Raw genomic sequence first — 13,950 nt, forward strand, 5'->3', positions numbered from 1 at the left:
CTAGAGAAAGCTACTTCTTTTGTGTCACCATTAGAAGCGCGATTCTGATCTACAGGCGCAGGAGTCTCAGCCTGCTTATTTACAGACGTAGTGCCCTCAGACTTAACATCAGTCTTACCTTCAGTATTATTAGTCTTTACTACAGTCTGCTCATTCTGATTAGTCTCATCAGTCTACTTATTTTCATCAGCCTGCTCAGTCGATTTAGTTTCATCAACCTTCTTCTTAGAATCATCAGAAGTCTTAGAATCATCATCCTTAGCAGTTAAATCCTGCTCCTTTACAGGTGCATCCGCCTTAACAGGCGCAGAAGTACCAGTCTCCGCCGCCATTGCAGGAGTTGCGCCAAAAGCAATCGCCGCGCCAGCGATTACGCCAGCAGCACCAACAGAAAGAGCAGCCACCTTACGAATATCAACAGCCTTCGCAGCCTTATCCTTTTCAGAACCAAATGCCTTGTTGGAATGTTTAGCAGATTTTGTAGTCATGTTCTCCTCTTTCCGTGAGTTTAATTCTATTTATTTGATATCGCTTTGCGCGCCAACCTTAGCTCTCAAAGCCTTATAGTTTTTGACAATAGTTTTACAAAGTCTTATAGCGTACATCTATAATGATGTAATCACCCTTTGATAAATCATTATAACATTTTAGAAAAAATTTTGAAGACAACTAACAAATGTTTATAGCTTTCAGGGAGAGGTACCCCCCCCCCCAGGCCTTTTATTTTAAGGGTTTTTGCGAAATATTTTTTTAGAAAATTCTTGCGATTTCAACACGCCAAACACCGTTTTTAGCTTAACTATCTAAACATTTGTATATGAGACAAATCACATTTTTAGACCCTTTGTGGCGCGACGACCTACCTTTTCGCTTAGAGCGTAGCGCGAAAGGCGCTTTGACTGAGCTTGAAATTGCATAATGCATTTCAAGCTCCTTCAAAGCGTGATTTGGCTCAAATGTAAAGTCCAGTGGACTTTACATGCCAAATCAGCCGAGCGGCTACTAATAGCTGCGCGCGCCAACCTGCTGGAGCGCTTGAAGCGTAGCGCGCGAAGGCAATTTTGCGCGCTGAGCAGCTCAAGGCAGAAGCATTGCTTCTGCGCTGCGAAGACGTGAGCGCAGCTAATCTGCGCGAGCGACATAGCGCGGCTAATCCGCGCGAACGTAGAAACACCCAGCCCTCCTACACACCAAATAGGAAGGCGCGCAACACCAAATATGGAATATCGCTCGCGTTATATTTGCATCATGAACGAGACAAATATAACGAAATTAAGCCAAAAAACGTTACAAATGTCTCATCAATGATGCAAATATAACGAAAATCAGTCAAAAATCGTTACAAACGTCTCGCTCGTGAGACATTTGTAACAAATCTTGGTCAAAGCTCTGTCAAAGCGCGCTGCGAAGTAAAATCTCCTCAAGCGCGCGCTTAACCGAATCAGGCAACGTGCACTTCCATTGCGCCCACTTAGCAACCTCTGGGTGCTGCGGCGCATGCGCATTAGTCAAGTCAACGCTTTGCTGGTAGCGCTCAAAATCGCTCTCGCTAGTGTACTCAAGCGCGCAAAGCTCGCTTATAGCACTCGCGCTACCGCCAGCCTGGCGAATCGCGTCAAAAGCAATCTCCTTGCCGCGGTATGGCACTTGCGCTTTAAGTAGCAGCCTGTAGCAATCGCCAACCTTAGGGTCTTGCGCAATGCACAGTCCGCCATCCACAATCACTCGCACGCAATCGCCAACAGGCACATTGTGCACAGAAACAGTAAGACTTAGCGTAGATTCTTCGCCTTCATATGAAACTTCTACAGCCTTAGATTCAACCTGATTTTGCCCAACAAAAACGCGAACGCGCGAAAAATCTGGGCAAGCAACGCCTCTAAACACTACGCTCCAATCGCGCTTAGAAGGCAGCGAAGCAACAGCACTAGCGCATCCTTTTGCTGCATCAATCACAAATTGCGTAGACGCGTTCCCATCTCGCCAAATAAGCTCCATGCGCGTATCGGCAGTTTTCCCAGCGCACGCGTCTTCAAAGCGGCCATTATCTTCGCGCATAACAAACTCGCCGCAATCCCCTGGGAATGCAAGAACGCGCAAAGATCGCGGATTTTCAACGCTATTAACCGCAGCTGCCGCCTGCTCGCTACTTGCGCAAGACACTTCACTCGGCAAAACTTGCATCGGTACAATAGCCCCAGCGCGCGCAAACGCTGGCACGCGGTCGATTCCTCGCCAAACCTCAAATCTGCGACCCGCACCGCCGCGCGAAACGTAGCGCCTTCCGTCAAAGAAATCGTACCAATCGCCTTCTGGAAGCCAAACGGCAGTGCATCCGCGCTCAACTTGCGCGCATCCCTTGCTAACGATTGGCGCAACAACAAGCTGGCTGCCAAAACGGTACTCGTTCGGCATCTCGTACGCCGCAAGCGTTTCTGGCGATTGCCAATACATTGGCTCTACAATCGGCCTGCCGCAAACCGCCGCGCGATAGTTCATCGTATACAAATAAGGCAGCAATTGCGCGCGAAGTCGCAGCATTTTAACCATCGCATTTCGCGTCTCGGCAGGGAAGTTCCACGGCTCCTTGCCAGCAAACGGCGAGCAGCTGGAGTGAAGGCGATTAATCGGGCTAAACGCGCCGAACGCATACCAGCGCGCCTCCAGCTCATCGCATCGCACACCAAGCATGTGTCCGCCAATATCGTGGCTCCACCAGCCGTAGCCAATGTTGGACGCCGTAGAAGTAAAGTAAGTTTGAAAAGCCAGCGAATCCCACGTTGTTACGCTATCTCCCGAAAATCCCACTGGGTAGCGGTGCGAGCCTGGCCCCGCGTAGCGCGAGAACGTAAGCGGCCACGCGCCGCCGCGCCCCGAATCCTGGTAATGCACGTGGTTAAGCATCCAAAGCGGATCAAGCCCAGCCTGCTTTGTAACTCCGCCCTGCTGCCAATCAATCCACCAGAACCCAACGCCTTCGTTCTCCATGCGCCGATGCATGTTTAGGTACGCGCGCAAAAAGCGTGGATTTGTAAGGTCAAACTCAACTGCCTTGCCGCTTGCTGGGTCAATCCCCATATCGCGCGCAACTTGCGCATAGTCTTCTTCAAACGCGCGCACGCCGTCTCTCGGGTGCAAATTAAGCGTTGCAGAAAGCCCTTCGCTGGCAAGGCTGCGCAAAAACGCGCGGTGATTTGGGAATAGATCGCGGTTCCACGTGTAGCCCGTCCATCCCGAACCATACTTTGGGTCCACATCCGTCACGTGCCAATCCATGTCGATTACTGCCGTGGAGAACGGTATGCCTTCGCGCTTAAATCGGCTCATCAGCTGCAAATATTCGTCTTGGCTATACCTGTAGTACCTGCTCCACCAGTTGCTTAGCGCGAATCGCGGAAGAAGCGGCTGCGCGCCCGTAAGCTTGTAAAAGTCGCGAATTGCGCCTATATAGTTGTGACCGTAGCCAAAGAAGTATAGGTCTTTAGAGGATTCGCCAGGCACACTGCCATCCGCCTTTGCGCGCGGCTCCACCCATGCCCCGTATGGGTTTTCTTTTCCATCAACAGCAGCCGCATACGCGATTTTTGCCGAGCGCGAATCGTCTAACACGGCCCACCCGTCGCGAGATATTACGCCCGTTCCAAGCTTTACGGCTCCATCCGCCTCGTCCACTGTTCGCGCTGTGCCGAGCAAATTGCCGTGGCACTCGTCGCCGTAATGCCACGTGTTGAATTGCGAGCCTGGCACTCCGCGCACAACAATGCTCAATCCCTCTTTGCTAAACGGCTGCTGGTTGTACGTGATCAGCAGTTTTTCGGTTTCAACTTCTATCCAGCCATTTTCCAAGTTCTTTACACTATATTTTGGATTAACAGATTTTGGATTAAAAGCGCGCGATGCTTCATCTTCGGTTGCTGGCGATTTTTCCGCGGCAAACTGCGCGTTGCCCTCAAAGTTTCGCCTTACAACTGTTTGCGTAGGCGCGTCTACAAATCCGCCATTTTCGCTCCACTCAAGGCGCACAAGCGAATCCGTGATTAACGTAATTCGCCAATTTTTGCCGCTTATAACCTGCGATTCTTTTGCCTTAGCTAGCGGATTTTTAGCATAATCGTAAAAAATGTGCGCGTCTTGAATATTTTGCGATTCTTGCGGATTCAAAGTCATTTTACGCCTCTTTGCTTTGTTTCTTTGCTTTTTGCTTTTGCTTGTGCTGCATTGCTTTTGCTTGTGCTGCATTAATTATGTTGCTGCGTTGCATCTTCCAAAATCATACAGCAAACGTTTGCATTTACAAAACGATACGCGCCGCGGAAAAGTCGCCAGCAACCGAGCCGTAAAAATTACGCCACTCTTCTCAAGACTAAATAAAAAATTACAACGTATATATAAAGGCTAAAGATAAAGGCTTAAGATAGCGCCTAAAGCAGAATCGTGAACACGCTTGCGATTACAAGCATAAGCGGATACCACGCATACATAAGCCAGCGGAATTGCTTAGTTTGCTTAGGGCCGTCGCCATACGGACTGCGGTAATGCAACACAGCCACGCCAACGCCAGGCGCCAAAAGCGACATAGCGCCGAAAGCGCCAGCAATCAGCTCCATGCGAATCTCGTGGTTTTCTAGGAATCTAAAGATAAGAACAAATCCTAAAAGTAAAGCTCCGCCCCAAAAAATATTCTGCCTAAAGCCGACTCTTCCGAAAAGATTCCACAATATTCCTGCAACCAAAATCACTGCGATTGACGCCACTTTTTGCGCGCCACTAAAACGCGCGCGAACCATGTCGATTCCCGAAAGCACAAACAGCGCAATAACAAGCCCAAACACTGGATTTTGCGAGCGCATATCGAAAGCGCAGCCAAAGGTTGTAAAGTCGTACGGAACCTCGCAAATAAGAGCCAGCACAAGCAGACGAAGCGTGTAAAGGTTGAGGTTATGCGTGTTTTGATATCCGCGAACGAGCAGCCACGCATACCATGGCAGGGCCGACCAGCTTACAACTTCGCACACTACGGCAGCGGTGAGGCTCCACATATTAGTGCTGGAAAGGCCGCCAAAAAGGTGCGGAATCACGGTTGTGCCGAACGCGCTGAGCATCATCATTACAGCGCCGAGCAGCTTGAACTTTTTGAGAGTAATCCCCATTTTTATGTTCTTGTCTGCGCGGATTTTGAGTTTTAGCGCGTCCATAATTCACCTCTTGCTCGCACGCGTGGCGTTAAGTGCGTATAGCTTTGCCATCATTGCATAATCATTGCAATTGTATCAAACTCCGCCTTAAATCTCTGCATTATCTCTGTAGTGCATTTGTACCAAAACGTTACAAATGCCTCGCCGCCGAAACAAATATAACGAAAATCAGTCGAAAAACGTTACAAATGTCTCACAGCCGAGACAAATATAACAAATCCGACCCAAAAAACGTTACAAATGTCTCATGTGCGAGACAAATGTAACGAATTTGTGGAAAAGCTCATTATAAAACAAACGCCGCAAAGGACTGCGCGCCGAGTTTAAGCGCGGAAGAATCGCAAGCAACCGCTCCAACCGAAATCCGCGGCTGCAAAATCGCCTCTGTTGTAAGCCCTGCAAGCGCACTAAGCGAAATCGTCTCCTCGTTTAATCCAGGATTCATAACCACAACGCATCGATTTGTAGAGCATTCACCATCCGACTCAACCGCGCACCGCTCGTATGCAAAGCTGCGACCATCCACAGGCGCGTGCAACACTCGCCAAGTGGCATCCGCGTGCAATGCCGCGCACTCGTGACGCAAAGCAATCAGCGCACGCACCCAGTTAAGCAGCGAATCACCATCCTGCTCCTGCCCCAAAACCGTTGGAATTTCGCCACTTTGCACGGCTTGCTTACGCGAGTTTGCGCAAGTCCTTCCATCCGCGCGCGCCTCAACAGGCAGGTACAACTTCGACTTTGCGGCCGCAGAGAATCCAAAATTCTTAGAATCATCCCACTGCATTGGCGTACGCGTACCCGTGCGCGCATAACCGCCCTCTTTTGTAGGAATATCGCGGTATTTCATGCCGATTTCGTCGCCGTAATATACAAACGGCACACCTGGCATTGTAAGAATCATGCCAAACGCAATCCGCCTTTCGCGCTCGCTTAATCGCGGAGCCAGGCGCGGAGTATCGTGATTGCACGTTATAAAACTAAAGTAGCCCTCGTTGCAAGTGGCTTCATATTGCGGGCAATAATCGTCTAAGAATGGGCAAATGCTGCCGCCGCCGCGCGCATTAAAGTAGCTGTGGTCGTGCTCGGGGCTGCTGTCTAGCGCATTATCCACATCGCGAGCCAGGCGCGCATAACCGTTTGGCTGCCCATCCCATCGCCAATTCAAATAGAAGTCCATGTCGAACCCAGCAGCCAGCGCCTGACGCGGCCTGCCCCACTCCGAAACGAAAGCAGCCTGCGGATACTCGGCTTTTACAGCGCCCAGCATTTCTTGCCATGCGCGAATCGTGTTGTCTTTGCCAAGGCTTCCCTCGCCATTGTTGTCGTCGTTTTTTACAAGCGAATCCGCCATATCTACGCGGAATCCGTCTGCGCCAAGCGAAAGCCAAAATCGCATAACATCAACCATTGCAGCGCGCGTTTGAGCCGCCTCCGCGGAATTTGGCGCGGATTGCCACGCGCGATCCCTTTGCGCAAAGCCGTAATTTAGCGCTGGCTGGCATTTGAAGAAGTTAAGAATATACGTTGCATCTCGCTCGCTTTCGCCGCCAATAAACGGCATGGAATAGCCGCTAAACGCGCTGTCTGTCCATATGTATCGCTTGCTAAACTCGTTTTCTTGCGCACGCGAGCTTTGCTTAAACCACTCGTGCTCTTCGCTTGTGTGACCTGGAACAAGGTCTAGCAAAATGTGCATTCCGCGATTATGCGCTTCGCTAAAAAGACGCTGCAAATCCTCGTTTGTGCCGTAGCGCGCTGCCACTTTTTTGTAGTCGCGCACGTCGTAGCCTGCATCCTTAAATGGCGAATCGTAGCAAGGATTTAGCCAAATCGCGTTGCAACCAAGCGATTTTACGTAGTCGAGTTTTTCGATTATGCCTGGAATATCGCCGATTCCGTCGCCGTTTGAATCGTAGAAGCTTTGTGGGTAGATTTCGTAGAATACGGCGTCGCGCAGCCATTGCGCATGTTCGTTTTGCATATTCCCCCCGTTTTGTTGGTTTTGTTGGCGTGTATTAATTTTTGGCTTGACTTGTCTTTTTTGACTTGACTTGTCTTTTATTTTGACTTATCTTATCTGATTTTATTTTGACTTATCTTATCTCTTTTTATCTCTTTTATTTTGACTTGACTTATCTTGTCTAATTTTATTTTACTATTCACTTTCCTGCATTTGTTTACCAAAACACCAAAAACGTAAACAAACACAGGCATGTGTTCCTGCATTTGTTCCCCATTTGACCCAAAACGTAAACAAACATGCGAATCGCTCGCGCGCTACGCTATAAGCGCGAAGGCAGGTCATGTCGTTCGCGCAGATTAGCTGCGCTATTCCTCGCGGCTATTAGTAGCCGCTCGGCTGATTTGGCATGTAAAGTCCACTGGACTTTACATTTGAGCCAAATCACGCTTTGAAGGAGCTTGAAACTCGCTATGCAATTTCAAGCTCAGTCAAAGCGCCTCTCGCGCTACGCTCTAAGCGAAAAGGTAGGTCGGAGCGCTATCAAAATAAAATTCCGATAAATTTACTGATTTGCAAAATAAAATACAACTTTTTATCAAAAATAAACAACTTTAGCGGAAATTTTTCCAATAGCACACAACATGATTTGCCAACTACAATATATACGTGTATACTACACATTGCTTATAAACAGATTTCAACAACAAATGTGACGCTGCAAAAACGCAGCAAAACGTCGAAGTTGCGTCACATGGAATTTGTTACTATGCCACCAAAGAACATGCCAAGCTGGCATGATATAGGAGGTCAAGGATGACGAATATGAAGAAAGTGCTGGGCGCAGGCCTCGCAATCGCTACTATGTTTGGATTTGCTGCATGCGGTTCTAGCACCAACGCTGGCTCCAGCAGCAAGTCGAACCCAGTAAAGCTCACTGTATGGTCTGCTTCCGAAGATCAAAAAGCTGGCGGCTGGATTCAGACAATGGAGAAAGCCTTCCAAAAGGATCACCCAGAAGTTACTTTTAAGAATTCTGTAGTTGCCCCTCCAGATGCAGCAACAACAGTAAAGCAGGACGCTAAGGCCGCTGCAGATGTTTACCTGTTCCCTAACGATCAGATTGGTGAATTGGTAAAGGCTGGCGCAATCGGCGAGTTGAGCGATGACGCTGTAAAGCAGGTTAAGGAGCAGAACGAGGACGCTTTGATTAAGTCCGTTACTGCTCAAGATGGCAAGATGTACGGCGTTCCATACACCAGCAACACTTGGTTCATGTACTACAACAAGTCCAAGTTCTCTAAGGATGACGTTAAGTCCCTCGACAAGATGCTCGAAAAGGGCAAGGTTGCATTCGACATTGGTGGCGGCTGGTACCTCGCTGGCTTCTACCTGGATGGAAACCTCAAGTTCTTCGGCGATAGCGGCATGGATGCCAAGGCTGGAATCAAGCTTGGCGATAAGGCAGCTGCTGTTACCAAGTACATCACCAAGTTCATTCAGAACAAGAACTTTGTAATGGATGGAAACGGCGCTGGCTTGGCAGGAATCAAGGATGGCACTGTTGACGCTTACTTCTCTGGCTCTTGGGATGAAGCAGATGTTAAGAAGGCTTTGGGCGACAACTATGCCGCTGCTGCTTTGCCTAAGTTCACAACCGAAGCAGGCGAGCTTCAGATGAAGTCCTTCGTTGGCTCCAAGGCTGTTGCTTACAACCCTAACTCCAAGGCTCCAGAGATGGCTGCTAAGTTCGCTGCATTCCTCGGTTCTAAGGAATCCCAGAAGAAGGCTTACGAGCTTCAGAGCGTAATTCCTTCCGACAAGTCCCTTGCTGATGCAGTTAAGGATGATGCAGGCGCCACCGCACAGATGGAAACCATTGCTAAGACTTCTGTTGTTCAGCCAAACATTCCTGAGATGAGCGCATACTGGGATCCATCCAAGAACTTCGGTTCCGCTCTTGCTAACAAGGAAATCAACGAAAGCAACGCTGCAGCAAAGACTGCAGACTTCCAGAAGAGCTTCGACGAAGCCCTCAAGAAGTAAGCTTCTCGTCTAGTAAAAATATCTAAAAACGCAAGTAATACAAATCTTGCGTAAAAGTAAAATGCCCCGCTCCCCACACTAATGTGAATAGGGGCGGGGCGTTTTATTCCTCCTCAAAACACACTCATTGTTTATAGGAAGGGCATGTCATGACTGGCACAGCATCCATGAAACGATTCAAGCGTCGGAGTAAGCCGACTTCCGAACGCTTTGCACCGTCTCCATACTCATTGCAAGAAGCAGCAAAAAATGCTGATGTCTTCTCTTGGGTTTCTCTTATTATTTTCGGCTTTGGTAATTTAGTACGCCGCCAGTTTACAAAAGGCGTTATTTTCTTAGTAACTGAAATAGCTGTAATCGCCTTCTTATCTACCACTGGTGTCGAATACTTGCCAAAAATCCTAACTTTAGGCACTCATAAAGCTGGCAAGGTTAAGATTAACGGCTTTTGGCACTACACCCAAGGCGACAACTCCGTAGAGATTCTTCTTTACTGCGTTATGTCTCTTGCTGCTATTGCCGTACTAATTTTCTTGGCTACGTTATCTTTGCGTAGCTCGTATAAGGCACAAAGCGCCGTTGCAAAAGGCAAAAAACCTGTTAACTTCTACGAAGATTTAAAGTCTCTGCTCGATCAAAATGCGCATGTTGGTTTTATGACTTTACCAACAATCGGCATTGTTCTGTTTACGATTTTGCCATTACTCTTTATGATTTCTATGGCATTTACCAACTACGACAGCAATCACGTTCCACTGTTCAGCTGGGTTGGTTTACAGAACTTCTTTGATATTGGCAACTCAAACAGCTTGATCAACGCTAAGGTCTTTGTGGATGTGTTGATTTGGACCCTTGTTTGGGCCTTCTTCGCTACATTCCTTAACTTCTTCTTCGGCATGTTTATGGCAATGATTATTAACAGGCGCACAACCCGCTTTAAGGGCTTGTGGCGTACCTGCTTCTCGTTGACAGTTGCCGTTCCACAGTTCGTGTCTTTGCTTGTTATGCACAGCATGCTTCAGCGCGAAGGTGCCATTAACCGCCTTCTTATTGCTTCGGGCTGGATTCATTCCCCACTGCCATTCTTCCAGGATGCTACTTGGGCAAGAGTTACCGTTATTATAATCAACCTTTGGGTTGGTATTCCTTACACAATCATGCAAATCACTGGTATTTTGCAAAACGTTCCAGCAGAACTTTACGAAGCAGCAGAGCTTGATGGTGCAAGCTGGTGGCAGCGCTTTATGAACGTTACTATGCCATACATCTTCTTTGTTATGACACCATACTTGATTACAACGTTCACTGGCAATGTTAACAACTTCAACGTTATTTACCTCTTGTCTGGTGGCGACCCATCGTCGCTCACATCTTCGGCAGGTAAGACTGATTTGCTTATCACCTGGCTGTACAAGTTGACTGTTGATAAGAGCGATTACAGCATGGGCGCCGTGATTGGCATTATGACATTCATCGTGCTCGCTGTTGTAGCACTGCTTACATATCGCAACTCTGGCTCCTACAAGAATGAGGAGGGATTCCGGTGAGTAATAAAGATAAGGTTATGCAATCTACTTCTAATAAAAAAGAGCAAGTAGTACATAGTGTACGTAGCGTTCCGTTCTGGCGCGATCAGCGAGTTCGTCGCATATTCGGAGATGTTGTTGCACACGTGTTCTTGATTCTTATGTCTATTGTTTGGCTCACCCCAATCGCATGGATATTCTTGGAAAGTTTCAACAAGAACACTGCTCCATATCAGACTACGTTCTTCCCTACCGAGTACTCGTTTAATAACTATATTCAGTTGTTCACTCAGCGCGAAACATTTGATTTCCCACGTATGTTCTTAAACACTTTGATTGTGTCTATCTTCGTGTGCATTATCTCTCTGTTCTTCGTGCTTGTAGTAGCGTTCTGCATGTCTCGCTTACGCTTCCGCGGACGCAAGACATTTATGAATATTGCATTAATCCTCGGCATGTTCCCATCCATCATGGCCGTTATCGCTATCTACTTCATCTTGAAGGCATTCGGCTTAACAAACGGCGGAGTGGTTTTAATCTCCTTGATTATCGTCTACTCTGCTGGTAGCGGCATGGGCTTCTACGTTATGAAGGGCTACATGGATACGATTCCAAAGTCTTTGGACGAGGCCGCCTACTTGGATGGATGCACAACTTGGCAAGTATTCTATAAGATTATTCTTCCAATATGCAAGCCTATGATTGTGTTCCAGGCTATTACTAGCTTCTTGGGACCATGGGTTGACTTCGTTTTGGTTAAGACTATTGCTCGAACTGCAGATAACTACACTGTTGCTGTGGGCTTGTGGCAAATGCTACAAAAGGAATACATTAATCACTGGTTCGCACGATTCTCCGCTGGAGCTGTGTGCGTTTCCATTCCAATCGCAATCCTGTTCATTGTTATGCAACGATTCTACGAAGAATCGATGTCTGGCTCTGTTAAGGGATAGTAAGCTCTGCATTAATTGTAGAGTTTGATGAAATATGGGGGCCGAGCGTTAAAAGCGTTTCGGCCTTTGTATTTTATGCTAAATAATTTAATAAAATACAAAAGGATATATTCATGACGTTCCCACCTTCAACACAATGGCCAGTTTATTCGGGGCAACTCGGATTCTCGCTTAACGAAAAATCGACCACATTTACGCTTTGGGCGCCAACAGCATCGTGCGTAACACTGCGACTTTTTGAAACAGGAAACAACAGCGAACCTTTCAAAACACGCGATTTGAAGCCATTGCGCGACGGAGCATGGAGAACGTCAATATTGCAAAGACTAGATGGTGTTTACTACGACTTTCTTGTGACTTTTGCAGATGGAAAAGTGAATCGCACAAGCGACCCTTGGGGTGTTGCTAGTGGCGTAAATGGCGAGCGCAGCCTTGTTATTGACGAGGATCGCGTGGCTCCTGCAGGGTGGCACAAAGACAAATCGCCAAAATTCGCGCGCCATGCAACTGTTGTGTGGGAGATGCACGTTGAAGACTTTAGCAGCAATGAAAATGGCGGATTTAAGCTAGAACACCGCGGTCAGTATCTTGCCTTTACAGATTCGCATACAACTTTAGATTCAGATAGCAGCTTCCCTACTGGAATCGACTATCTTAAAAAACTTGGCGTAACTCACGTTCAACTAATGCCAATCTACGATTTTGCGACTGTGGATGAGGTTGCGATTTCGTCTGTGCGCAAAGATGGCAAAAGTGTTGATTCGCTTTACAATTGGGGCTACGATCCGCACGCGTACAACGTGCCAGAAGGCGCGTATTCCAGCAATCCATACGACGGAACGGCAAGAATCCGCGAGTGCAAGGCAATGATTGGCGCTTTGCACAAAAATGGCATGCGCGTAGTGATGGATGTTGTTTATAATCACATGTTTGAAGCAGCATCGAACGCGTTTGAAAGCGTTGCTCCTGGCTATTTTTGCAGGCGCAAGGATGACGGCGGATTTGCAAACGGATCGGGTTGCGGAAACGAAATGGCTTCCGACCACCCAATGTTTAGGCGTTTTATGATTGAGTCCATTTTGCATTGGGCGCGCTGCTACCACGTGGATGGTTTTAGGTTTGACCTTATGGGCTTAGCGGATGCGCAAACTTTGAACATGATTCGTGCCGAACTAGATAAGCTCGATGGCGGCAAAGATATTCTTATGTACGGCGAGCCGTGGGGTGCGGCTGCTGCAGCTGTTGGCGATGACTGCCCTATGGGAGATAAAGATGGGCGCGGCTTCCTTGATTCTAGAATCGGCTGGTTTAGCGACGAGTCTAGAGACACGCTTAAGGGCAACGTTATGGATCATCGAGACCGCGGTTATGTAAACGGCAATGAGTTCTGGACGGCGGATCCTGTGCGCAATGCGTTTAACGCCTGGCGTGGCATGCCTTGTGCTGGCAAGAGTGTTGGTCAGATTGTGCAGTATGTTTCTGCTCACGACGATTTGACTTTGTGGGATAAGCTGTGTATTTCTATGCGCGATAACGCGTCTAGCTGCGATTTTGACGCAAGCGATCCAAACAGCGTTGCAGACATCTTCAGTGCTAATATTCTTAGCGCTGGCATAATTTTGTGCTCTGCTGGAATGCCATTTATGCTTGGCGGCGAAGAGTTTGGCCGTACTAAGCACGGTTGCGATAACTCCTATAATCGCGGAGTTGCTATGAACCAGCTTGATTGGTCTAGAGCTAAGCGATTCCAGCCGCTTGTAGACTGGTATAGCGCGCTTATAAAACTTCGCGCTAAGAATGCGGAGTTTTACGATGCTCAGCACACTCGCCTTACTGCATCCGATAATACTGTTCTTGCGGAGCAGATTGGAAGCGACTTGATTGTGTGCGATAACCCTATGAATGGTGCAGCTGCAACGGTTGATTTGCCTGAGTCTTGCGCAAGCCGCAAAAAATGGCGCTGTGTGCTGGACTCCAGCGAGTACTTTGATAGATGGATTGGCAGCTCTTCTAGCAGCCGCGCATCAATGCTTTGCGATGATAATGGCGATCAGCGCGCTGTTCATATTCCACCACGTACTTTTGTTGTGTTAAGCAACAAGCGCGATTGATTTGCTCGAGTTCTTGAGCACGCGTAAATAGCATTTTATCCCGATTTTGTTCCCTTATTCTTGTGATTTGGAAACAAAGTCGGGATTATTTTTGGATTATTTTTTGATCTATAGTTGAATATTATATTTTTAAATACTGAGTCGAATACTAATATT

General features: G+C 47.8%; 8 protein-coding genes. 4 read left to right on the forward strand and 4 right to left on the reverse strand.

The annotated features are described in order from the left end of the window. Positions 1 to 173: 173 nt before the first annotated feature. From ACPEIW_RS05895 to ACPEIW_RS05910, 4 genes are all read right to left on the reverse strand, one after another. On the reverse strand, positions 174 to 488 hold the full coding sequence (locus ACPEIW_RS05895; protein ID WP_425663627.1) for a hypothetical protein: 315 nt from the start codon (positions 486 to 488) through the stop codon (positions 174 to 176). Positions 489 to 1,392: 904 nt separating this feature from the next. Beyond that, positions 1,393 to 4,167 carry a TIM-barrel domain-containing protein gene (locus tag ACPEIW_RS05900; RefSeq protein ID WP_425663629.1) on the reverse strand — a complete coding sequence of 925 codons (2,775 nt, stop codon included), beginning with the start codon at positions 4,165 to 4,167 and terminating at the stop codon, positions 1,393 to 1,395. Between the two features lie 254 nt (positions 4,168 to 4,421). Next, positions 4,422 to 5,195 carry a TraX family protein gene (locus ACPEIW_RS05905; RefSeq protein ID WP_422114358.1) on the reverse strand — a complete coding sequence of 258 codons (774 nt, stop codon included), beginning with the start codon at positions 5,193 to 5,195 and terminating at the stop codon, positions 4,422 to 4,424. Between the two features lie 286 nt (positions 5,196 to 5,481). Further along, complete coding sequence (locus ACPEIW_RS05910) at positions 5,482 to 7,179, reverse strand: alpha-amylase family glycosyl hydrolase (RefSeq protein WP_425663632.1); 1,698 nt, start codon at positions 7,177 to 7,179, stop codon at positions 5,482 to 5,484. A gap of 795 nt (positions 7,180 to 7,974) precedes the next feature. On the opposite strand from ACPEIW_RS05910, the gene ACPEIW_RS05915 reads away from it, so the two are divergent. The 4 genes from ACPEIW_RS05915 to pulA all read left to right on the forward strand — a co-directional run bounded on the left by ACPEIW_RS05915 (position 7,975) and on the right by pulA (position 13,794). Continuing rightward, positions 7,975 to 9,204 carry an extracellular solute-binding protein gene (locus ACPEIW_RS05915; RefSeq protein WP_415694311.1) on the forward strand — a complete coding sequence of 410 codons (1,230 nt, stop codon included), beginning with the start codon at positions 7,975 to 7,977 and terminating at the stop codon, positions 9,202 to 9,204. Between the two features lie 149 nt (positions 9,205 to 9,353). After that, positions 9,354 to 10,751, forward strand: coding sequence for a carbohydrate ABC transporter permease (locus ACPEIW_RS05920; protein WP_415694310.1), 1,398 nt, complete (start codon positions 9,354 to 9,356; stop codon positions 10,749 to 10,751). After that, positions 10,748 to 11,683 (forward strand): sugar ABC transporter permease, encoded by a 936-nt coding sequence (locus ACPEIW_RS05925; protein WP_415694309.1) that lies wholly within the window; start codon positions 10,748 to 10,750, stop codon positions 11,681 to 11,683. The genes ACPEIW_RS05920 and ACPEIW_RS05925 overlap by 4 nt, the downstream gene beginning before the upstream one ends. A gap of 113 nt (positions 11,684 to 11,796) precedes the next feature. Continuing rightward, a complete protein-coding gene (gene pulA / locus ACPEIW_RS05930; protein ID WP_425663635.1) occupies positions 11,797 to 13,794 on the forward strand; it encodes a type I pullulanase in 1,998 nt (665 codons plus the stop codon). Positions 13,795 to 13,950 lie beyond the last annotated feature (156 nt).

The sequence above is a fragment of the Gardnerella piotii genome, from assembly GCF_049815665.1.
In the GTDB taxonomy this organism is placed as follows: domain Bacteria; phylum Actinomycetota; class Actinomycetes; order Actinomycetales; family Bifidobacteriaceae; genus Bifidobacterium; species Bifidobacterium piotii.

Excerpts from the sequence above, each read along its gene's own strand:
- ACPEIW_RS05895 (WP_425663627.1), bottom strand. The coding sequence starts at position 488 with ATGACTACAAAATCTGCTAAACATTCCAACAAGGCATTTGGTTCTGAA.
- ACPEIW_RS05900 (WP_425663629.1), bottom strand. The coding sequence starts at position 4,167 with ATGACTTTGAATCCGCAAGAATCGCAAAATATTCAAGACGCGCACATT.
- ACPEIW_RS05905 (WP_422114358.1), bottom strand. The coding sequence starts at position 5,195 with ATGGACGCGCTAAAACTCAAAATCCGCGCAGACAAGAACATAAAAATG.
- ACPEIW_RS05910 (WP_425663632.1), bottom strand. The coding sequence starts at position 7,179 with ATGCAAAACGAACATGCGCAATGGCTGCGCGACGCCGTATTCTACGAA.
- ACPEIW_RS05915 (WP_415694311.1), top strand. The coding sequence starts at position 7,975 with ATGACGAATATGAAGAAAGTGCTGGGCGCAGGCCTCGCAATCGCTACT.
- ACPEIW_RS05920 (WP_415694310.1), top strand. The coding sequence starts at position 9,354 with ATGACTGGCACAGCATCCATGAAACGATTCAAGCGTCGGAGTAAGCCG.
- pulA (WP_425663635.1), top strand. The coding sequence starts at position 11,797 with ATGACGTTCCCACCTTCAACACAATGGCCAGTTTATTCGGGGCAACTC.